The 22,205-nt window shown below is 71.6% G+C and carries 16 protein-coding genes; 8 read left to right on the forward strand and 8 right to left on the reverse strand.

Annotation, left to right across the window (positions count from 1 at the left end):
* The first annotated feature begins 133 nt into the window (after positions 1–133).
* On the forward strand, positions 134–1,282 hold the full coding sequence (locus NJE57_RS12375) for a DNA gyrase subunit A (RefSeq protein ID WP_319028738.1): 1,149 nt from the start codon (positions 134–136) through the stop codon (positions 1,280–1,282).
* Here the strand turns inward: NJE57_RS12375 and NJE57_RS12380 are convergent.
* From NJE57_RS12380 to NJE57_RS12400, 5 genes are read right to left on the reverse strand one after another with little or no spacing between them, the layout of a single operon-like run.
* Positions 1,275–4,709: a UvrD-helicase domain-containing protein gene (locus NJE57_RS12380; RefSeq protein ID WP_319028739.1), complete on the reverse strand. Its 3,435-nt coding sequence runs from the start codon at positions 4,707–4,709 to the stop codon at positions 1,275–1,277. The two genes, NJE57_RS12375 and NJE57_RS12380, sit on opposite strands and share 8 nt — an antisense overlap.
* The gene (locus NJE57_RS12385) at positions 4,706–7,738 is read right to left on the reverse strand and encodes a PD-(D/E)XK nuclease family protein (protein WP_319028740.1); all 3,033 of its coding nucleotides are present in this window, start codon (positions 7,736–7,738) and stop codon (positions 4,706–4,708) included. The genes NJE57_RS12380 and NJE57_RS12385 overlap by 4 nt, the downstream gene beginning before the upstream one ends.
* Positions 7,739–7,773: 35 nt before the next feature.
* Positions 7,774–8,367, reverse strand: coding sequence for a helix-turn-helix domain-containing protein (locus tag NJE57_RS12390; protein WP_319028741.1), 594 nt, complete (start codon positions 8,365–8,367; stop codon positions 7,774–7,776).
* A 51-nt stretch (positions 8,368–8,418) separates the two neighbouring features.
* Positions 8,419–9,231, reverse strand: a complete 813-nt coding sequence (locus tag NJE57_RS12395) for a Fic family protein (protein WP_319028742.1) — start codon at positions 9,229–9,231, stop codon at positions 8,419–8,421.
* The gene (locus NJE57_RS12400) at positions 9,228–10,139 is read right to left on the reverse strand and encodes a putative nucleotidyltransferase substrate binding domain-containing protein (protein ID WP_319028743.1); all 912 of its coding nucleotides are present in this window, start codon (positions 10,137–10,139) and stop codon (positions 9,228–9,230) included. The genes NJE57_RS12395 and NJE57_RS12400 overlap by 4 nt, the downstream gene beginning before the upstream one ends.
* Positions 10,140–10,323: 184 nt before the next feature.
* Between NJE57_RS12400 and NJE57_RS12405 the strand changes: the two genes are divergently transcribed.
* From NJE57_RS12405 to NJE57_RS12430, 6 genes are all read left to right on the forward strand, one after another.
* Positions 10,324–11,862 (forward strand): amino acid permease, encoded by a 1,539-nt coding sequence (locus NJE57_RS12405; protein ID WP_319028744.1) that lies wholly within the window; start codon positions 10,324–10,326, stop codon positions 11,860–11,862.
* 6 nt (positions 11,863–11,868) lie between these two features.
* Complete coding sequence (locus NJE57_RS12410; protein ID WP_319028745.1) at positions 11,869–12,801, forward strand: urea amidolyase associated protein UAAP1; 933 nt, start codon at positions 11,869–11,871, stop codon at positions 12,799–12,801.
* Positions 12,802–12,813: 12 nt separating this feature from the next.
* The gene (locus tag NJE57_RS12415; protein ID WP_319028746.1) at positions 12,814–13,527 is read left to right on the forward strand and encodes an urea amidolyase associated protein UAAP2; all 714 of its coding nucleotides are present in this window, start codon (positions 12,814–12,816) and stop codon (positions 13,525–13,527) included.
* Positions 13,528–13,587: 60 nt separating this feature from the next.
* Positions 13,588–15,570, forward strand: a complete 1,983-nt coding sequence (locus NJE57_RS12420) for a 5-oxoprolinase/urea amidolyase family protein (protein WP_319028747.1) — start codon at positions 13,588–13,590, stop codon at positions 15,568–15,570.
* Positions 15,567–17,324 carry an allophanate hydrolase gene (gene atzF, locus NJE57_RS12425; RefSeq protein WP_319028748.1) on the forward strand — a complete coding sequence of 586 codons (1,758 nt, stop codon included), beginning with the start codon at positions 15,567–15,569 and terminating at the stop codon, positions 17,322–17,324. The genes NJE57_RS12420 and atzF overlap by 4 nt, the downstream gene beginning before the upstream one ends.
* Before the next feature lie 103 nt (positions 17,325–17,427).
* On the forward strand, positions 17,428–18,063 hold the full coding sequence (locus NJE57_RS12430; RefSeq protein ID WP_319028749.1) for a hypothetical protein: 636 nt from the start codon (positions 17,428–17,430) through the stop codon (positions 18,061–18,063).
* A gap of 18 nt (positions 18,064–18,081) precedes the next feature.
* Here NJE57_RS12430 and NJE57_RS12435 read toward each other — a convergent pair whose 3' ends face one another.
* The gene (locus NJE57_RS12435; protein WP_319028750.1) at positions 18,082–18,669 is read right to left on the reverse strand and encodes an HD domain-containing protein; all 588 of its coding nucleotides are present in this window, start codon (positions 18,667–18,669) and stop codon (positions 18,082–18,084) included.
* Positions 18,670–18,920: 251 nt separating this feature from the next.
* On the opposite strand from NJE57_RS12435, the gene NJE57_RS12440 reads away from it, so the two are divergent.
* Entirely contained in the window at positions 18,921–19,229 is a 309-nt protein-coding gene (locus NJE57_RS12440) for a hypothetical protein (protein WP_319028751.1), read from the forward strand.
* A 38-nt stretch (positions 19,230–19,267) separates the two neighbouring features.
* On the opposite strand, the gene NJE57_RS12445 is transcribed toward NJE57_RS12440, so the two are convergent.
* Positions 19,268–20,326 carry an NAD(P)-dependent alcohol dehydrogenase gene (locus NJE57_RS12445; RefSeq protein WP_319028752.1) on the reverse strand — a complete coding sequence of 353 codons (1,059 nt, stop codon included), beginning with the start codon at positions 20,324–20,326 and terminating at the stop codon, positions 19,268–19,270.
* 207 nt (positions 20,327–20,533) lie between these two features.
* Entirely contained in the window at positions 20,534–21,799 is a 1,266-nt protein-coding gene (locus NJE57_RS12450; protein WP_319028753.1) for an ice-binding family protein, read from the reverse strand.
* Positions 21,800–22,205 lie beyond the last annotated feature (406 nt).

Below are 22,205 nucleotides of genomic sequence, written 5' to 3' on the forward strand. Positions count from 1 at the left end.
CGGTCACAGACCCCCGGGGGAGCCGTGAGCGGTGGCCGGATGACGGCATGTCCACCAGAGCGGTGGCGGGCGTAGGATTCGCGGGGATCCGGTGGGGGCCGGGCCTGTGAACGTTGAGGGATGGGGGTCTGACGTGGTCGTTGAGGGTGCTGTCGGAGGGTGGTTCGAGCCAGGTGACGACCTCGGGAGGTCGTGGGACGAGTTCGAGGCGATCCTCCTCGCGAGCCGGGACCTCGACGCGGTCATGGAGACGATCCGTGACGCGGAATCGCCGGTCGAGGCGCGTCGTGCGCTGAAGTTCGGCTTCGGCTTCACTGGCCGGCAGGCCGCGCTGTTGCTCACTCTCCCGGTGATGTCGTTCACGCGGTCGGAACGGGAGCGGATGCGCGCGCACAGCCGCGCGCGGATGGACCTCCTCGCCGATGTCACCGGGGTGCTGCCCGCAGTGCGCGAAGGCGGACCCGAGGTCGTGCCCGACCGGGTGGAGTCGTCGTTTCCGGTGCGGGAGGTGGAGCCTGTTCGGGAGGTGGACGCCGCCGAGTCCCCGAACGGGTGGGGAGCGGAGTTCGACGGGACGCTCGACCGTATCCGGTCGGCGATGGACGGCGCTCACGGCGCCACCACGCGGGAGTCACCCGTCGCGGTCACCGCCGACACCGGCCCGTCGACCAGGCGGGCCCGCCGGTCGGGTGCCGGGCAGGACGACGCTGCCGCGGTCCTGGACGAGCAGGTCGGGGAGCTGTGTGAGGCGGTGGCCGCTCTCCTGCGGGTCGAGGGTGTGCCCGGTGCCTGGTTGGATGATCCCCGCGCGTCCGACAGTCGGACCGGTGAGCTCCTGGACCGCTGCGGTGTCGATGACGCGGTGGGGATCCGTACCCTGCTCTGGCATCTACGCCGGACGGGTCTTGATTCGGTGGAGGGTCTGCTGCCGTTCGCGGAACCGTTGGGCGCCGCCGAGGGTTTCGACGTGCAGGCACTGCGCTTCGAACACGCGATGGCCATCGGCGATCTCGGTTCGGAACCCGCGAGCGGGGCGAGTTGGTCCGGACGCCTGTGGCCGATCGCGGAGCGGAGCGGATACGGGTACGCGGTCTCCTACCGGAGAGGCCGGGGCGCGGGAGCGGTGTGGGCGTACGGCGGAGACGAACCACTGCACCGCGTGTGGGACTCCGTCGTGGACCTGCTGGTCGAGGTGTACCAGGCGGTGGCCACAGGGGAACCCTGCGACGGGGCGCTCGCCGCCGCTGCGGACGGCCGGATCGTGTGGACGAACCTCAGCTGATCTCCCGCCCGACGACGGTGGCCCTGCTGCCGCGGCAGAACACCAACTCGATGCGCGAGACCTCCCGGCCGGTGGTGACGTTCAGCAACTCCGCGTAGGCGCACAACTGGAGCAGGTACTCGTCGACGGTTCCGGTGGTCACACTGACGTCGGTCTTGTAGTCGATGACGGACAGCGAGCCGTCGGGTTCGTCCACGACCAGATCGACGACCCCGTCCACCGCGACCGTCGTCCCGCCGGCGGTGGCCAACGGCCCCGCTACCGGCACTTCCACCCAGTGCGGACGGGTGGCCGCCCTCCTCACCGGCGCCGAGGTCAGGGCCGTGCGGGCGACGGCGACCATCTCGGCGACGGCGTCGGGGGTCCGGGTATCGCGGAGCCCGCCCCCGAGTCCGAGGGCCGTGAGCTGATCTGTGGCCCACCGCTCCCAGCTCGTGGGTGCGCCGGACGGGTCGTCGAGGGCGGCCGCCGCGGAGAAGTCGGAGTGCTCGGCGAGGTGGTGGACGGCGGTGCCCACATCGGGGCCGGACGCCACGGGCACGCTCCGGGGAGCGGGCGGCAGCTCCTCTGCTCGCGCGGGAGCGGGGGCGAAGCGGTCCCGCAGTGCGGCGGCCAGTTGCTCGGGGAGGGGGACGGCAGCGGGATCGGTGGAGTCCGGGACGGCAGGGGCTCCCCCGGCGGGGGCCGGGTGGACGATGCGGGTCGCCGACCATCCCGCCCGCTCCGCCGAGAGGACGGAGATCGCGCGACTGCGCCGGTTCCACTCGTCCTCGTCGGGGACGTCGACCGGAGGTGCGGCCGCCGGGCTGAGAAGGCCCTCGCCGTACGGGACGAGTTCCGGGGCATCGGGTTCCTCCATCACCGACCCGAGCAGCGATCCCCACAACTTCTTGGGCTTCGGGTTCTTCTCCTTGGTGAGGACGTACCCGTGGCCGGAGACCGCGAGCCGGCTCTCGGCCCGCGTTGTCGCCACGTACAGCAGCCGGATCCGTTCCGCCAGGGAGTGCTCCGCCTCGCGCTCTGCAGCCCGGGCGAATCGCGGGTCACGCACCTGCTTGGAGAACGAGGCCACGGGACGGGGCGGATCGTCGTCCGTCCACAGGAGTCTGTCGCGGTCCCCGGGCCACCCGCGGCTCATCCCGGCGAGGACGACCATCGGGTACTCGAGACCCTTCGAGGCGTGGATGGTGGTGATCCGCACCGCGTCGACCCCGATCTCGGGGATCGCGGCCTCCGGGACGCGGGCGTCCTCGGCGGTGAGGGCCAGCGCCCAGTCGGCGTAGTCCCGCAGGTCGGCTCGGGCGGGGTCGGCGGCGGACTCCTCCCACTGCCAGGCGTGCTCGATCACGAAGCGGATGCGTCGCCACAGGTCACGGCGGCGAGGGGACTCGGCGACCGACTCGAACACCATGCGGTCGTGGACGAGCCTCTCCAACAACTCGCCCGGTCGCCGGGTGGCGCGGGCGAGGGCGGAGAGATACGCGATCCCCTCGGCGACCGGGGAGTCGGACAGGTCGTCGGGTGCCGGGGCGCCGGGCGCCCATGCTCCCCCCGCAGCGCGCCAGCGGAGCATGTCGTCGTCACCGCAGCCGAACAGCGGGGAGCGCAGGGCGCCGACCAGGCACGCCTCGTCGGCGGTGTTGGCCACCGCCCTCACCGCGAGGAGGAGGTCGCGGATCTCCGGGGTGCCGTAGACGATCGACGAGGCCTCGGTACGGAAATCTATCCCGGCGTGGTCGAGGCACTTCTCGATCATGGGCAGCGATCCCCGAGAGGGCAGCAGGATCGCGATGTCGCCGAGGCGGAGCGGGGTCTGCTCCCCGGCCTTGGACTCGTGTGTCCACCGTTCACGGATCGCGGTCGCGATCACCCGTGTGACGTCGGAGGCCTCGGTCCAGTGGCGTTTCTGGTCGTCGGTCGCGTCAGGGGGGCAGTGGTCGTCCTGTTCCGGGACGTCCTCGGTGCGGAAGACGAACGGGCGGGGGCCGTGCGCCGGGTCGTACGGCGGGCGGCCGGGCCCCGGTTCCAGGGCCCGGTACTCGGGCTGCACCCCGTCGGCTGCGAGCAGGACCTCGGAGAACACCGAATTGACCCAGTCGAGAACCGCTCGCGAGCACCGGAAGTTGGTGCTCAGTCGCTCGATCTCCACCCCGTGCCCGTTCTGGGCGCGCAGGTAGGTGGAGATGTCGGCCCGCCGGAAACGGTAGATGGACTGTTTCGGATCCCCGACGGTGAACAGGCGCCCGGACTCGGGACGCCGTCCCGACCCGTCGGCCGTGAGCAGCGTCGCGAGGTCGAGCTGGATGGGGTCGGTGTCCTGGAACTCGTCGATCAGGATCCGCGGATACCGGTTGCGGACGCGCTCCCGGACCTTCTCGTCCTGCAGCAGCTCACGGGCGAGGACGAGCTGGTCGTGGAACTGCAGGGTCCCGTGTCTGCGCCGATCGTCAGCGTGTCGGCGGACCACCGGGATGAGGGCGTCCAGGACGATGGCGATGCGTGGCCGCCAGTGGGCGGCGAGGACATCTCCGCAGAGTGCGGGGAGTCGCTTGATCTCCTCCTTGATCTCCTTCACGGCGTCTGTACCGCCCCAGTTCGGGCCCCTGCCCCCGTTGCCGGGGCCGATCGGCTTGGCCAGGAGCTCCACCCAGGTCGGTGACGCGGTCTGGTCCGTGGTGGCCGACTGTAGGTCCGTCAGCCACGCCTCGTGTCGGGACAGGGTCTCGTACAACTTGTCCGTCTCGTCCTGGCAGGAATCGCGCCACCCGATGATCGATCCGACCGCGGCGACGACCTCGGCGAGGTCGGGGGAGGCGGGCAGCTCGGCGTCCGGCGCCCCGCCGGAGTAGAGGGGTCGGGTGGGGAGGCGGTCCCAGTCGCGGTGCAACGCCTCGACCATCTCGCGGAAGGCCGGCGCGCCGACCCCGGCGTCGAGTATGTCGTCGACGGCCTGGGCGAGGACCCCGGTGCGTGACCCGTCCCGTGCACCGCCGAACAGGACGGATGCGCATTCCTGCCACATGGTTTCGACGGCCGCCTTCTCGGCGGTGTCCTGCTGGGCGGTCACCCGCGGGGGGATCCCGGCCTCGAGCGGGTTCTCCGAGAGCAGGCGCAACGCGAACGAGTGGAGGGTGCCGATGGCCGCGGTGTCCAACCCGGCGAGCGCGACATCCGCGCGTCGGTCCCCCTTGTCCCGTTCGCCCACGAGGTGGACGCGGAGCCGGTCCCGCAGCTCGGCGGCCGCCTTTTCGGTGAAGGTGATCGCGGCGATCTCGTCCACGGGTACGCCGTTCGAGAGCAGGAGAGCGCTCAGCCGCCGGACCAGGGCGTGGGTCTTGCCCGTCCCCGCCCCGGCCTCGACGAACAGGGTGGTGGCGGTGTCGCTCTCGACCCGGTCCCGGGCGGGTTGGTCGTGGAGTCGGTTCACGTGCGCGTATCCGATCCGGTCGCGGTCACACTGTCGTCGGCCATACCGGCGGCGATGCCGGCGAACGCGGGATGGGACGCCAGCGGGCGCTGCCGGGACAGGCGCTCCCAGGAGCGGTCCAGGTCCGCTCCTCCGAGGAGGTCGGCCAGGTCGCGGGAGGATCCGCGTCCGCCCTTGAGGGGGAACCATCCCCGCTCGACGGCGTCGACCAGGTGGCCGACATCGGTGCGGACCCGCTCCATCAGGGTGTCCGAGACGGGGAGGGCGATCTGCTCGAAGCCACCGCGTTCGGTGCAGTACCAGTAGCGGACCTCGCTGACCGGCAGACCCCGCGCGGAGGCTGCGGCTGCGGCGTACAGGGGGAGCTGGAAGCGGGTGCCGGTCATGGTGGGGTCGTCCTCGCTCGGGCGCTGCTCCGGGGTGGGCGGTGTCCCGGTCTTGTAGTCCGTGACGCGCTGGGTGCCGCCGCGGGCATCGAGCCGGTCGATCGAACCGGCCAGCAGCAGTGTCCGGGGTCCGCGGGAGGTGGACACCTCGAACGGGATCTCGACCGTCGGGGCGTCGGGGGTCTCGCGGCCGAATCCGAGCTCGGTGGCGGTGGGCCGCCACCCGGCGTCGGCATCGGAGCTGTCCTCGTCGAACCAGCGGCCGAGCTCCGCGGCCAGGAGCATCTGCCGTCGGCGCCACAGCGGGGCGAGGAGCCCGGGGGCGGCGGCCACAGCCTCCTCGCACTCCCGGCGGAGCGCGGACATCAACAGGTCGCGATCGGGGCCGACTCCGCGCTCGAGGCGTTCGGAGACGTAGCGCTGCAGGATCGCGTGGACCAGGTCGCCGTAGTCCCGCAGGTCCATCTCGATGTCGGCCGCGGGGTCCTCGAGCGGCCGGACCGTCAACACGGTGCCGAGGAAGAACAGGTAGGGACTCTGGGCCCAGTCCTCGAGCCGGGTCGGCGAGACCGGGCGGTCGAGGACGGTCACCAGGTCGCTCACCGAGGAGACGTCGCCGGTGAACCGCGAGAAGACGCCGCGCCGCCGGTCGCGGCGCATCTCGTGGGCACGGGCGAGCAGTTCCGGGACGTTCGGACCCACCCGCCAGCCGTGGGCCGCGAGCCCGCGGATGCGTAGCTCGGCGGGGGTCGCCGGGTCGGAGCCGAGTGCGGCCGGCGGGGAGAGGACGCCGTCGACGAACGACGGGACGGCCGTGACGAGCGGGCAGTCCGCGACGTTCTCCAGCCACCTGGTGGCGTGGACTCCTCTACCCGCGAGCCGGGACAGGGAGGGCAGGAGCCACCGGGACGGGATCCGGCTCCCGCCGCCACGCATGGAGCCCCGGGGGAACGAGCACACCCTGTGGGCCGCGCCCGCGGACAGGGCGAGTTGGAGCACCCGGTACCGCTCGTCGAGCAGCTCCGGGGCCGGGGGCTCGACCGCGCCTTCCGGGAGTAGGGGATCGGGTCGGTGGAGAACGGGCATCAAGCCTTCCGCCATCCCCACGACGCACACGGTGTCGAGTCTTCTGCCCACCGCGTCGTTGACGGGACCGAGGGTGACGCCCGCGCCCTCCTCGCCGACCCTGTCGCTGATCGAGTCCAACCGTGTGGTCACCGCACCGACGATCCGGTCGCGGGTGATCGCGGGGGAGATGGTGTCCAGGTCGACGAGCGACGCGACGGCGGCCCGGACGGCGGCCCGGTCGGGGCTCTGCCGGAACAGGGAGGTGAGCAGCGAGTCCACCGTGGCGACGACCTCGGCCCAGGTCCGGGCGGAATCGAGGGCGCCGAGTCCGGTGCGGACCCGGTCGACCAACCGCAGCACCGCCGCGGCCACTGCCCGATCGGCGTCGCGGAGACCCGGGTCGCCGAGCCCGCCGGGGGGCGCGGACCCCGCCGCGTCCGGCTCGGTGGTCAGGTGTTCGGCCAGTCGCTCCCAGTCGGTCCCACCGATCACGGGGAACCGTGTGCGGGTGAGCAGTTCGAGACGACGCGAGGAGACCGGTGTGCCCGTGTCGTCGACGGGGGCCACGGACCCCTCCGCGACGATCGAGAGCAGTTCGGCCCGCGGCATCAGGTCCGTGTCCATCGCGAGCAGGCGGGTGAGGGACCGACCGGCGGGCGTGCGCCCCAGTCCGGTGACGGAGGGCCCGTCGACGGTGATCCCCGCCTCGGAGAACGCGCGCAGGAGCAGGCGGAGATAGGGATCGGGTGACGGGTAGTAGACGCCGATCCGGTGGCCCGGGATCCCCTCCGCCAGGCGGGAGCGGACGAAGCGGACGACGGCCCGGACCTCGTCGTCCGAGTCCGAGGCGTGCAGCACGTGGGTCGCCGTGACGGCGCCCGGGCCGTCCGGTTCCATCGCCGACGCCAGGTGGTCGGAGCCCGTTCCGGGGACCGGCGGGATCCCCCGCGCGTCCAGGGTCTCGCCCAGTCGTCGCTCGGCCATGGTTCCCCGCAGTGGCGCCGCACGGACGATGTGCCCGAGGTCGTCCAGTCGCGTGAGCGCGGCGTCCACCGCCTCCGCCTGGGTGTAGTAGGCGCCGCCGGTGATCGAGTGTGCCTGCCCCGCCAACCTCAGGACCTCCTCGTGTAGCGGGGTCACCGGACGGACCGAGTCGGGCGCGACCGTCCCCAACCGCAGGCAGGCCTGGGCCACCGCCTGCCCGGTCACCGGCTCGGAGGCGACCTCGCGGAGCCTCCCGGGGTCGGCGTCGAGGGCCTTCTCCACCGCGGCCTCCAGGAGGGGGAACGGCAGGGCCGCGCGGGGTGCAAGTGCCGGGCCCGCGGCCTCGGAGATCACCTGGGCGGCCGTCCGCACGGCGACGTTGACCGCGCCGCCGGACAGCGCCAACGCCCGCACGAGGTCTCTCGCCGCGCCGAACGACGCCACGATGACTGTGATGCGACCGAGGGGATCCCGCCCGCGGAGTCGACGGATCTCGGCGACGACCGGGGACCCGAGCCGGCCGCGGTCAGCGGGGGCGGCGGCGGGGCGGAGGTCGAGGTCGAGGTCGAGTGAGGCCTGGGATCCGGTCACAGCGTCATCGTGCCCCACCGGTACGACAGGGGGTCTCAATCGATGTCCACGACGCGGGTCGCGGCCCCGGCCCATCGCGCGGCGTCGATGACCACTCCCGGGTGGTCCTGCCGGTGCGGGATCACCGACTCGACGACCCGGAACGGCAGGTCCAGGGACGGCTCGTCCGGGTCGAGGTCGGGACGACAGCGGGCGACGAGCCGCCGGTAGATCCCCCTCAGTTCGGAGCGGGCGGCCCGGAACCCCTCGAAGTCCTCCCCGGCCACCTCCGGCAGCACGTACAGCATGCCGACGTTCCACCTGGAGGCCAGCAGGCCCTCGACGTCGATCGTCGCCAGGGTCAGCAGGACCTCCCGGGGGTCCCGGCTCCCGTCGTCCAGTCGGCGCGCCTGCTCGAGGGCCGGACCGACCGTCGAGTCCAGGAGGGAGACGAGGATCGCGGACTTGGTCCGGAAGTGCGTGTAGAGCGAGGCCTGACGGATCCCCACCGCGTCGGCGATGGCCCGCGTGGAGGTGGCCGTGTACCCGCGGGTGGTGAACAACTCCGCCGCGGCGTCGAGGATCTCGTCCGCCGGAGTGGCCCCGGGTCGTCTACGGTCCACGAGGCGGGGTCGTCCGGGTGCGGACACGGGTCTCCCTTCCGGCGGCGGCCCCGGGGCCGCCGTTCGTGACTGGCCGCCTCACTCGTCGTGCGTGGCGGCGGACCGGTCCATCGTGACACGGAGGAACTCGAACCGGTGCGCCGTGGGATCGACGTTTCGGCGAGGGGGCACCGGCATGGAGGAGACGGCGGCCTGTACCCACGACTCGCGATCGGTCCGGGTGAAGTCGAGATCCACTCCGTGGGCGCGCGCGGCGAGGAGTGCGGCGACGCCGGCGGCGCGGCCGTTCCCTTCGCGGAAAGGGTGCACGTAGTTGAACCGCGCATACCAGTTGGCCAGGGCGATGGCCACGGTCGTCGCCCTGGTGGCGGTATCGGATGCCGAGGCCAGGGCATCGTCGACGAGGTCCGCGGGGTTCTCGAGTGGAGCGGCCATCATGGCGACGCGAGCTGCGGGCGCGAACGCGGAGCCCTGTTTGGTGAGTCCGACGATCCGGGGCAGGCCGGCCCAGGCGTACACGTCGCCGAACAGTGAGGCGTGCACACCCGAGACCGTCGTCGGTGCGTGGGCCGGGTCCCGGAGCAGCCGCGCCCCTCCGGCCACGACCAGGAGGGCCTCCGCCCGCTCGAGGGCCCGCTCCGAGGTGATGCCGAGGGAGTTCTCCAGGACCCGTGTCCCACGGATCAGGTAGGGCGCGCGGCGGGACAGAATTCCGGGACGGGGTCGCCGCGTGGCCTCCGGCGGTAGCGCCTCCAGGACGTGGAGGCGGATCAGTCGACCGGTGGCGCCCCGGTCGATGAGATCGAGTACCTCGTCGTCGTCACCATCCGGCTCCCACCCCTCCAGCGCCGAGACGGCGAGCATCGCCCTGGTGGCGGGGTGGCGTGTCACCCCGGCTCCCGGAGCTCACCGGACGAGCGCAGGTAGTCGAGGGTGCGCTGTGCGCCGGCGATCTCCCGCGCGGCGGACCGGAGTCCGGCACGCTCGGCCGTGGTGAGAACCGACAGCGGGATCCGGTCTGTTCCGGGGCCGTCGGGGTCGTGGGATCCGGCCCGGAGTCGGACCTCCCACCGCAGGCGGGCGGTGACGCGGGCGGCCGCGCGAAGGGACTCCCACCGGTCGGCCGGCAGGACCCGGGGATCGGCGGCGAGCTCCAGTCGCGACTCGGTGGCGGTGGCGGTCACCCCGACGCGCAGGGCGGCCCACCGGGCGAGTTTGACGACCGGGGTGAGTACCGACGCCTTGAGGTCGACGACCGGGTCCGAGCGGAGGGTTCGGGTGAGACGCGAGGGCACGGAGGCCCGGGTCGAGAGCGCGTCCGCGAGGATGTCGGCGAGTACGCCCGGGTGGGCGCGCACCGCGTGGACGGCGAGGCGGGGCAGGAGTTCCGGGTCACCGTGGTCGTCGGTGAGAGGTCGGGCGTCGGCGAGCAGCCCCAGGTGCACCACCCCCAGGTCCCGGGCGGGGTCGCCGGCCCAGTCGTCGGCGGCGGACGACCATCCGGCACGGGTCCGGACCAGCCGGGGATCGGCGGCCGAGGCGGCGGAGGTCTCGGCGAACCACGGTGCGGGGGAGAGGTCGGTGGAGGCGACGGCGCGGCGCACCACCCGGCCGTCCGGGTCGTCGACGACGGCGACCGATTCCAGGTCGCTCCCGGGGACGGCCTCTCCGCGGCCCACCGAACCGGTCACCCACACCGCGGGCGCCACCTCGGGGCCCAGTCGCACGGCCAGCTCGCCGCGCACCCCGTCCGACCACGCGCGTGCGCGCTCGTCTCGGGGATCACGGGAGGGTGCCATGACGGTATTCGACCACGCGATCAGGCCACCCGGGAGCGGCGGCCAGCGGCGTGCGGGCCTGTTAATCGGATCGAAACACGGTGCAACCCGCAGGTCACACGCTCTAGGAAAACTATCGACAGACAGGAAATGACCCAACTGCACCCCGGGTCCACCGACCCCCACCCCGAGAGGAGTGCCGGATATGAGCGACCCCTCCGGTCTCACCACCCCGGTCCCCGAACGTCGGGGTGATCACGACGATCTCGCCGACCTCGGCTACGAACAACAACTCCACCGCAGCCTCGGCACGTTCGCCTCGTTCGCCGCCGGGTTCTCCTTCGTCTCCATCCTCACGACCATCTTCCAGCTGTTCGGGCTCGGATACGGGTTCGGGGGCCCGGCGTTCTTCTGGACGTGGCCGATCGTGTTCGCCGGCCAGTTCCTGGTGGCGTTGTGCTTCGCCGAACTCGCGGCCCGCTACCCGATCTCGGGAGCGATCTACCAGTGGTCCCGGCGGATGGGAGGGGAGATCGTCGGGTGGTTCGGGGGCTGGTTCATGATCCTCGCCCAGATCGTCACCGCCGCGGCGGCGGCGATCGCCCTGCAGGTCGTCCTGCCGAGCATCTGGTCCGGTTTCCAGATCATCGGCGACGACCCGGCGCTGACCTCGCCCTCCGGTTCGACGAACGCCGTACTGCTCGGATCGGTACTGCTCGTCATCACCACGGTGATCAACTCCATCGGCGTCCGGTGGATGGCCTACGTCAACAACATCGGCGTGACCTGCGAGATCGTCGGCGTCATCGCCGTGGTCCTCGCATTGTTCACCCACGCGGTCCGCGGACCGCAGGTCGTCTTCGACACCGCCGGCATGGGCGATCAACCCGGGTACATCTGGGCCTGGGTCGTCTCAGGACTGATGGCGGCCTACGTCATGGTGGGGTTCGGCTCGGCGGGCGAACTCGCCGAGGAGACCGTCAATCCGCGACGCATCGCGCCCCGGACCATCCGGATGGCACTGACCGTCTCCGCCATCGGCGGCGGCCTGATGATCCTGGGTGCGCTCATGGCCGCGCCCAGCCTCACCGACGGTCGACTGGCGACCGAGGGCCTGCCGTACGTGCTCAACTCGGTGCTCGGCAACTTCTGGGGCAAGGTGCTCCTGGCCGACGTCGTCGTCGCGATCTTCATCTGCACCCTCGCCATCCAGACCGCGGCCACCCGGCTCATGTTCTCCATGGCCCGCGACGGCAGGCTCCCGTTCTCGGCCGCGCTCTCCCGCGTCCACCCGCGGACCGGGACCCCGATCGCGCCGTCCGTACTGATCGGCCTGGCCTGCATGGCCATCCTGCTGGTCAACGTGGGCAACTCCGCGATCTTCGCCACCCTCGCCTCGGTGTGCATCATCCTCATCTACCTCGCCTACCTCTGCGTCACCGGACCGCTGCTCGTGCGTCGGCTCAAGGGGTGGCCGAACGGCCCCCGGATCACCGACGCCGAGGGCAGGCCCCTGTTCTCGCTCGGCCGCTGGGGAATCCCCGTCAACGTCCTCGCGGTGGCGTACGGCCTGCTCATGACCATCAACCTCGCCTGGCCGCGGGCGGAGATCTTCGACCCCTCCGGCGAGACGCCGTGGCTCCGGTGGGCCGGCGTCCTGACCGTCCTCGCCGTGGTGGGCTTCGGCATCCTGTGCTTCCCCCGCGGCAAGACCCACCCCAAGCCCGTCAAGATCGGAGCGTGACCTGAGATGACCAGCACCACCGAACCCGGCGCCACCACCGAACCCGGCGCCACCACCGAACCCGGCACCACCACCGAACCCGGCACCACCACCAGCACGTCCACCACCACCGATGCCCGCGAGCACGCCCGTGCCCAGGCCGGAACGATCACCGACGCGATGCCGGTCGTCCCCGCGACGGACTGGCCCCACCCTCCGGAGGACGTCCCGGTCGACCGCCTGACGTGGGCGGAGTCGATTCCCGGCGGCCGGTACACCGCGGTCACCCTGGCCCGGGGCACCCGGATCCGTCTCACCGACCGGGACGGTACGGCGAGCGCCTCCCTCATGATGTGGCGCGCGGACTCCCCCTGGGAGCGGCTCAACACCGCCGACACGGTGAAGGTCCCGTGGCAGGCCTACCTCGGAACCGGCCATCCGCTGCTGTCGGACCAGGGTCGGGTGCTCGCGACGATCGTCGCGGACACCTCCGGTCACCACGACGCGCTGTGCGGAGCCTCGACCCTGGCCGGGAACATCGCCCGGTACGGGGCCGGAGCGCCGGAATCCGGCTCACCGGCCGGGCGCGAGTTGTTGCTGCTCGCCGGGCTCAAGAACGGGTTGGGGGAACGGGATCTGCCCCACACCGTCTCGTTCTTCCACGGCGTCCGGGTCAGCGACGACGGGGCGCTCGTCTCCACCGGTAACGCCGGCGCGGGGGCGACCGTCGACCTGATCGTGCACCTTCCCGTCGTGCTCGCCGTCGCGGTCGCGGACCATCCGCTGGATCCCTCGCCGGAGTATCACGCCGGGACGGTGGAGCTCCTGGCGTGGAGCGCCCCGCAGGACCTGGACGCCCTCACCGAGGGCGCCCTCCCCGGTGTCGGAGGCGACCTCGAATACGAACGCGCCGTCGCCAACTCCGAGGCCGCCTACCGCGCCCTCACCCCGATCGACTGAGGAGAACGTCCCATGACACGCTCGACCGTCACCGCCGATCCCCGGACCGGCGCCGCCGCAGACCTTCCCCCCGCAGACCTTCCCGCCGCAGACCTCCCCGCCGCAGACCTGGCGCTCGGGGGCGGGGACGTGGTCGCCGACGAGACCGTGGCCGCCAGAGCGTCCTGGTCCCGGGTCCTGCACGCGGGCCAGACCCTGACCATCGTGGACCTCGAGGGCAACCAGGCCGTCGACACCCTGTTCTACGACGCGCACGACCCCACCCGCCGCTACAGCGGCCCCTCGACCGTCGCCGCGCAGGGATCGATCTTCCTGACCACGGGAAGCGTCCTGCGAGACGACTCCGGCGAGCCCCTCGTGACCATCACCGCCGACGAGGTGGGCAACCACGACACCCTCGGCGGCGCGTGCTCGCAGGAGTCCAACACCCTGCGGTACGGCCACCACACCAGGCATCAGCACGCCTGCGTGGAGAACTTCCTCCGGGAGGGCGCACGGCACGGGCTGGGCAAGCGGGACCTGGTCCCCAACGTCAACTTCTTCATGAACGTGCCCGTGGACGCCGACGGCACCCTCGGGATCGTCGACGGGCTCTCCGCGCCCGGCAAACGGCTGGCGCTGCGGGCCGACCGCGACGTGATCGTGCTGGTCTCCAACTGCCCGCAGATCAACAACCCGTGCAACGGTTTCGACCCGACGCCGGTGCGGATGATCGTCACCGACTGAGCCCGGCGTCCACCCCCGCGCACCCGCCACCCGCGCACCGCCACCACAGGAGAAGCCGCCATGACCCGTCTCGAGATCCTCAACCCGGGACTCATCACCACCGTCCAGGACTGGCCCGGCCGCATCGGGTACTGGGGCGTGGGTGTCCCGCCCTCCGGGGCGATGGACGACTGCTCGCTGCGGTTGGTCAACACCGCCGTGGGCAACCCGGAGGGCGCGGCCGGCCTGGAGTGCACGCGCGGGGGCCTGACGATCCGGCCGGACTCCCCGGTGACGGTGTGTGTGGGCGGCGCGCACGTGCGCCCCACCGTGGACGGTCGCCAGGTGGCCCAGTGGAAGCCGGTTCAGCTCGCCGCCGGATCCGTGCTCGACGTCCCGGTGATCGACGGTCCCGGCATGCGCGTCTACGTGGCGATCGGGGGCGGGATCGAGGTGGAGCAGTATCTCGGGTCGTCGTCGACCTTCACCCTGGGGCGGTTCGGGGGGCACGAGGGACGCAACCTGGCGGCGGGGGACTCGCTCGCCGTCGGTGAGCCCGGGCCGGGCGTGCCCCGCAGGATCCTCGCCGAGGAGGTCCCGGCCATCGGGCACCACTGGCACCTCGCCGTGGCCGAGGGGCCGCACGGCGCCCCGGAGTTCCTCACCCGCGCCGGAATGGACGAGCTGTACGCGTCCGACTACACCGTGCACTTCAACTCGGACCGCACCGGCGTGCGCCTGGAGGGGCCGCGACCGAAGTGGGCCAGGCCCGACGGCGGGGAGGCCGGCCTGCACCCGTCCAACCTGCACGACAACGCCTACTCGGTGGGGGCCCTGGACTTCACCGGGGACACTCCGATCCTGCTCGGCCCGGACGGCCCGAGCCTGGGGGGTTTCGTCTGCCCCGTCACGGTGGTCAGCGGCGACCGGTGGAAGCTGGGGCAGCTCGCCCCCGGGGACACCGTGCGGTTCGTCCGCGTCCGGGTGGACGCCGCGCCCGCCCGTGTCGGCGCCGGCGGGGCGCGGGGGGCCGGCCGCCCGTACGTGCTCGGCGACGGCGGCGACCGTGACGACGGCGTGCTGGCCCGCGGGCACACCGCCGACGGCGTGACCGAGGTGACCTACCGCCGCGGTGGGGACGACAACGTCCTGGTCGAGTACGGGCGCATGGAACTCGACCTCGAACTACGTGCCCGCGCGCACGCCCTCTACCTGCACCTGCAGGCGAACCCCGTCCCCGGTCAGCAGGACCTCACGCCCGGGATCCGGTCGCTACAGGTCAAGATCACGCCCGGCCTGAGCACCGTGGCCTCCACCCTGGACGCCCTGCGTGAGGCCGAGACCGCGATGCCCGCCGCCGAGTCCCTGGTGGTGCCGAGCAGGCGCGTCCGGCTGCCGCTGAGCTGGGACGACCCTGCCACCAAGGAGGCCATCGAGCGGTACATGTACGGAGTGCGCGACGACGCCCCGTGGTGCCCGTGGAATATCGAGTTCATCCGCCGGATGAACGGCCTGGAGACCGCCGACGACGTCTACCGCACCGTCTTCGACGCCGAGTACATGGTGCTGGGACTCGGTGACGTCTACCTGGGGGCCCCGGTGGCCACGCCCCTGGACCCGCGGCACCGCCTGGTGACGACGAAGTACAACCCCGCCCGGACGTGGACCGCCGAGAACTCGGTCGGGATCGGCGGCGCCTACCTGTGCATCTACGGGATGGAGGGACCGGGCGGCTACCAGTTCGTGGGGCGCACCACCCAGGTGTGGAACCACCGGCACCCCGAACCGGCGCCGGGCTTCGACGCCGAGCACCCGTGGCTGCTGCGACACTTCGACCGGATCTCCTGGTATCCCGTCTCCTCCGACGAACTAGCCGACCTCAGGGCCGACACCGCCGCCGGCCGGGGACTCGTCGACATCACCGACGACACGTTCTCCCTGGCCGAGCACAACGCGTTCTGCGAGGGGGAAGCCGAGTCGATCGCCTCCGCCAGACGTCGTATGGAGCACGCCCGCGCCGAGGAGTTCGCGCGCTGGGCCGCCAGTGGGGAGCTGAGCGCATGAGCCGCACCGCAACGGGCCCCGACGTGCGGGACACCGCCGAAGCGCTGGTCGACGACGTGTTGGCCCGGCTGGCGGCCGTGGACCGCCCCGAGGTGTTCCTCCACCTGCGCAGCCGCGAGGAGGTGATCGCGGACATGACGGCCTCCCTCGCCGCCGGGGGCCCGCTCGCCGGGAAGATGCTCGCCGTCAAGAACAACGTCGACGTGGCGGGGGTGGCCACGACCGCCGCGTGCCCGGGGTTCGCGTACCCGCCCGATCAGGACGCCGTGGCCGTCGCACGCCTGCGCGCGGCCGGAGCGGTGGTGCTGGGGGCGACGAACCTCGACCAGTTCGCCACCGGGCTCGTCGGCACCCGCAGCCCCTACGGCGCGGTGCGTGCCGCTCACCGCCCGGCCCACATCTCGGGTGGCTCCAGCTCAGGATCCGCAGTGGCGGTGGCACTGGGGATCTGCGACCTGGCCATCGGCACCGACACCGCCGGCTCGGGCCGGATACCCGCCGCGCTCAACGGGATCGTGGGGATCAAACCCACGCTCGGCGTCGTCTCCACCGAGGGGGTCGTCCCGGCCTGCGCGAGCTACGACTGCGTCACGATGTTCGCCCGCGACGTCCACACCGCGGCACGTGCGACAGCGGTGATGGCCGGCGGTGAGGGCACCCGGGCCTGGCCCACGGACACCCCTCTGGAGGCGGGGCCGGCGGCGACGCTGGCCGTCCCCCGCGAGCTGGTGGCGATGGCCCCGAGCTGGGCCGAGGCGTTCACCGACGCGGTCGACCGGGCCCGCGCGCTCGGGTACCGGGTGGTGGAGATCGACCTCGACCCGTTCCTCGCCGCGGCCAGACTGCTCTACGACGGCGCCCTGGTGGCCGAGCGCTACGAGGCGGTCGGTGAATTCCTCGACTCGACCCGGGACCCGGACGCCGGTGTCGATCCGATCGTCGACGGCATCATCGCCCCTGCTCGTGACATCGCGGCCGTGGACCTGCTGCGGGACCGGCGGAAGGTCGAGGCGCTGCGGCGGGAGGCGATCGCCGAGCTCGACCGGCTGGGCGCGACCGCGCTGCTCGTGCCCACCGCGCCGTTCCACCCGACGATCGCCGAGGTGGCCGCCGACCCGATCGCCCTCAACAGCCGGATGGGGACCTATACGAACTTCTGCAACCTCTTCGACATGTGCGCCGTGGCCGTGCCGACGGGCGAGGTCGACGAGGGCGACCGCGGTACCTCGGCGTTCGGGGTCACCGTGGTGGGGCGGCCGTTCCACGACGGGCCGGTGGCCGGCATCGCGGCCGACCTCGCGGTCTACCCGGCGGCCGGCCCCAGAGGGCGGGGGGACTCCGCGACGGGACCCCTCGTGCCGTGGCCGCTGCGCGCGGGAGCGCCGGCGGTCGACCTGGTGGTGTTCGGTGCCCACCGGAGAGGGGGTCCGCTCGAGCATCAACTCACCGCTCGCGGCGCGACCTGGCGTGGGCCGGTGCGCTCCAGCGCGGACTATCGGATGTACCGCCTGGACACCGAGCCACCCAAGCCCGGGGTGCTGCGTCACCCGGACGGTGCCGAGCTGCTCGGTGAGAGGTGGACGATCTCCCCGGCGGCGCTCGGCAGCTTCCTCGACGAGCTCCCCAGACCGATGCAGCTCGGCCGGGTGACCCTCGCGGACGGGACGGAGTCGGTCGGCTTCGGTTGCGAGCCCACCGCCGTCACACCGGGCGCCGACGACCTCACCGACCTCGGGGAGTGGCCGCTCGGGTGAGGACCGCCGCTGACCCGAGTACGCGTGGGCGGTGTCCCCGCGGCGGATACCCTGGGTGTCAGGTCCGCACCCGTCGCGACCTCGAGCAGTGAGGTGAGCGCCCGTGAGTCAGCTCGTGTCGTTCTACGAGACCGCGCCCGTGACCGACAAGCGCGGCCTGCTCACCGACGTGATCCAGCGCCCCATGCAGGTCCGGTCCGGGTACGACGTGGTCGAGGGCGAGGTCGTCCCGCGGGTCGTCTACGTGCAGGCGCCGATCGAGGGCCGTCCGCTGCTCGTGCCGTTCGGGCAGTACGACGCCTGGAGCCTGCGCCAGCGGTTCGAGGAGGCGCTGCGGGTGATGAACACCCTGGGGGCGTGTGAGATCGAGTGCGCGACCTACAGCGCCCGCCGCAACGCCGTCGCCGCCCGGGTGGGGGTGGGGCCGATGGCCGGGTGGGGCAAGGTGACCCGCACCCAGAGCACGGATTTCGACTACTCGTTCTCCGGCACGGGGGCGGCTCCCCGTGACCCCGGGCCGATCCGGTGGACCAACATCCCCGGCCTCGACGCCGCCAAGCAGTCGGTGCTCCTCAACGGTGGGCGCCGGGTGGAGATCACCATCGAGAGCGAATCCGAGTTCGCGGCCGATTCCGACCTGGCCCGGCGTCTGAAGTCCTCGGGCCTGGTGCTGGGTCTGGAAGGGCGGACACAGGCCAAGACCCTGTTGCGAATCAAGGCCGAGTTCCAGCCGGTCTGACGGCGTCGCCCGGCCATGTCACCGGGGCGCGAGGGCAGCGACGTCCTCGACCGCCCGGCGGAGCTCGCGCGAGGCCGCGCAGTCACCGAGACGTTCCTCGACGGTGCCGGCGATGGCCCCGTAGAACCACAACTTCTCCTCCGGCCCGGCGTTGAAGATCCCCCACATGTCGTCGCCCAGTCGCTCGTGGGCGGCGGCCATCGATCGCAGGTTGTGGATCTTGTCCGCCGCCGAGAGGAGCAGGCACTCCGGCGAGTCCTCGGCCAGACGCGCGAGGTAGCCCTCCTTGCGCACCCGCCACGGCGGGGTCTCCTCGCCGGCGGTCTTCTCCTCGGAGACACCGCGGACGAGCCCGGTCACGCGTTCGCCGAACTCGGCTGCCATGTCGTCCGCCGAGTACACGGACGGGGGGACGTCCTCGAGCACGTCGTGGAGCAGGGCGGCTACCGGCACATCCGCATCCTCGGTGAAGTCGGAGACGATCAGCGCCACCGCCACGGGGTGCGAGATGTAGGGCGTCGGATCGTCCTTGCGGGTCTGACCGGCGTGACAGCGGGCGGCGACCGCGAGTGCGCGGTCGATGGTGGGGGTCCAGGTGAGGGCCATGGTGCACTCCTGTGAGGGAGGAGTCCCGGCGCCGGGCGACGTCGCCGGGTCGTGGGAGGAAGGGCCCGGCCGGTGGTCGAGCGTCCCGGTAGTCCTGTCCTCCCACGCCCCGAGTAGACAGCACGGGTACGACACGACGGCCATTCCACGGCCCTGTTCCGGGGCCGGTGGAACCGGTCGGCGTGGTGGGGCCGTCGTACCCCATGACGGCCTCCGTGAGGTCGATGAGGCGACGACGACGAGGTGAGCAGATGCCCGACGGGACGATCAGAGCGGACGCGGACAAGATCGCCGCTGCGGTCTCGGTGTTCCGCGAGGCCGGAGCCCGCGCCTCGGAGGTGACGTTCCCGCACGTCGCTCAGGGCGTGGCGGTCGCGCTTCCCGGGGGCTCGGCGATCGCGTCCGCACTGGACCGGGCCTGTGGCGCTGCTGCGGTGTGCGCCTCGCGCGGTGCGGGCCGACTCGCCGGGCTGGCGGACTTCGCGGCCGAGGCCCACCGGTTCCTGGAGGCGTCGGACGAGGATTTCGCCGGCTTGCTCGCGCAGGTGGCGCCCGGGTGAGCAACGCGGTGAGTCAGGCCGTGAGTCGCACCGGTGAGTCAGAACGTCTTGGCGTCGATCACGAACCGGTAGCGCACGTCTGAACGGACGACGCGGTCGTAGGCCTCGTTGATCTTGTCCGCCGAGATGAGTTCGATCTCGGCGGTGATCCCGTGCTCGGCGCAGAAGTCGAGCATCTCCTGGGTCTCGGGGATGCCGCCGATCATGGACCCGGTCAGGATCTTGCGCCCGGCGGCGACGGACCCGGCCCGCACCGACATCGGCTCGGTCGGGATCCCGATGTTGACCAGCGCCCCGCGCGGCTTGAGCGTGGCGAGGAACCGGTCCAGCGGGAGGTTCGCGGACACCGTGTTGAGGATGACGTCGAAGGTGCCGCGGAGTTCACGCAGCTTCGCCTTGCCCTCGTCGCCGGCGGTCGCGTAGTGCTCGACGGCGCCGTACCGCAGTGAATCGTCCCGCTTGGAGGTGGTCTGCGACAGGACCGTCACCTCGGCGCCCATCGCCACCGCGAGCTTCACACCGACGTGCCCGAGCCCGCCCATGCCGATCACCGCGACAGAAGTGCCCGGGCCGACGTTCCACTGCCGCAGTGGAGAGAACATGGTGATCCCCGCGCACAGCAGCGGCGCCGCCGCGGCCGGGTCGAGCCCGTCCGGGACGGACACCACCATGGGCTCCTCGACCACGATGTGGGTCGAGTACCCGCCCTGGGTGACGGGCCCCTCCGGATGGTCCTCGGGCAGCGGTGAGCCGTAGGTCGCGACGGCCCCGCGCTCGCATTCCTGCTCCTGGCCCGCGGTGCAGGACGAGCACTCGTGGCAGGCTCCCACTAGGCACCCGACGCCCACGCGATCGCCGACCGCGTGCCGGGAGACCTCGGAACCGACTTCCCGGACGATGCCGACGATCTCGTGCCCGGGTGCCACGGGGTAGGCGGTCTGACCCCACTCGCCGCGCACGTGGTGGATGTCGGAATGACAGATGCCGGCGTACTCGATCTCGATGAGCACATCGGCCGGTCCGGTATCCCGACGTCGGATCGTGGTCTTCTCCAGAGGCGCGTCCGGTGCGGTGGCGGCTACGGCGGCGACGTCCATGTGATCTCCCGTGGTTCTGTTCGAGTGCAGTGTGATCGAGTGCAGTGTGAGCGTGCGTGGTTCAACAGGCTCTCGCCACAGTAGAGAAAGACGGCGACCTGCCGCCGGAGCGCGCTCGACGACCCAGGCGTGTACCCGGACGACGTGGCGGAACCGGGGGTCGAATCTGCCGACCCCCGGTTCCGCTCGCCGTGTGCCCGTGTCAGATCAACGGATGAAGGGCAACGGAGGCAGCCTGACGCCGGAGGGCAGGGGCAGCTCGAAGTCGCCCATCGAACCGGTCATGAGGACGGCGGTCCCGGCGGTGCCGGCGGCCACCGGATTGGTGACATCGCCCATGGCACCGGGCTCGCCGCCGCGGCCGTTGGGAGACTCGGGGCCCGGAGCCATCGGCGCGGGGGCGACGGGTAGCACCGGTGCCGGTCCCGGCATGGCCGACCCTGCCAGCGGCGGGAAGCCCGGAAGTTCGGGCAGCGGGAAGCCGAGATCTCCGAGGGACTGTCCGATCATCGGCCCGACTATCGGCGCCGCCGCGACCGAGCCTCCGAGCAGGATGGCCGGGATCAGGAGCGGGAAGAGGGGAATGCCGGACGAGCTGCCGGGGACGCTCGTCGGGGGAGTCGTCGGCACAGAGGTCGGAGGCACGGTGGTCGTCGGCGCAGTGGTCGTCGGCACCGAGGTCGTCGGCTCGGTCGGCTCCGTGGTCGTCGGAGTCGTCGAGTCATCGGGGTCGGTCGTCTCGGTGGTGGTGGGAGTCGTCGAGTCGTCGGGGTCAGTCGTCGGCGTGACCGGAGTCGTCGTCGGGACCGTCGGGGTACCGCAGGGCTCGATATTGATCGTGTTGTTGTCCAACGTGACCGCTCCCGCAGTCTGGGCGAGTAGGCGGCCCTGCACTGTGGCCCCGGTGTTGGCAGAGATATCCAGCGTTGTCATAACGGTGCCGACGAAGCTGGTGCCCGTACCCAGGGTCGCGGAGCTACCCACCTGCCAGAACACGTTGCACGGGTTGGCTCCGTTGATCAATTCGACCCTGCTGTTCGACCCGGTGACCAGGGTCGTCCCCGCCTGGAAGATGAAGATTCCGTCCGAACTGCCTCCCCCGTCCAGGGTCACGGTCCCGGTCAGATTCATAGAGGAAGTCGCGTTGTAGACACCACTCGTCAGGGGATTCTCGAGGTTTCCGATCTGGGAGTAGTTCGCCGGGTCGGTGGGCGGCTGGCTCGCCGCCTCGTTGTACGCGATGGTCAGGTCGGATTGCGCCTGGAGGGCGGCCGCGTTGGCGGCGTTCGTCGCCCCGTTGACCGTTGCCTCGTCCATACCGGTGATGGCGGTCCCCGGAGACACGCCGATGTCTCCGTTGATTGTGGAGGGGCCGGTGTTGGAGATCGCCGCCCCCGCGAGGATCGCGTATGACTGTGCGGTTCCGAGCCCGACCGAGGACTGGGCCGAGGCGACGGTGCCGAGCATCGTCATCGCGGTGACAGTAGTCAGTGCGACGCCCGCCACCAGCCAACGTCGCAGAGAGCGTGAGTGTGTAGGTGCGTGCACCGATATCATGTTTTCCCACTTACGTGTGGTCGTGCTGAGGGGTGTAGCGAGGGTTCTCGCGAGGGGTGGTGCCGAGGGTCGTGCAGGAGGGATCTTCAACGTTGCAAGCGTGGAGGGGCGCTCGAGCAGAATTCCTTATCCCCAGTATGCATTAAGAAAGAGGAATTGCAACGAAGCCACTGATTCTCAAAATCGGTCGAACCTGCGTAATTTCTCTTCCTTGGCAGTGTGTAGGAGTAGCTGAAAACCAAGAATTGATGCGTGATTCGACTACTCGAACAGCAGTGACCAGCACTTTTCTGACTTGTCGCCCGGAGGGTCCGCTGAAAAA

Source organism: Dietzia sp. PP-33, assembly GCF_033790845.1.
GTDB lineage: Bacteria > Actinomycetota > Actinomycetes > Mycobacteriales > Mycobacteriaceae > Dietzia.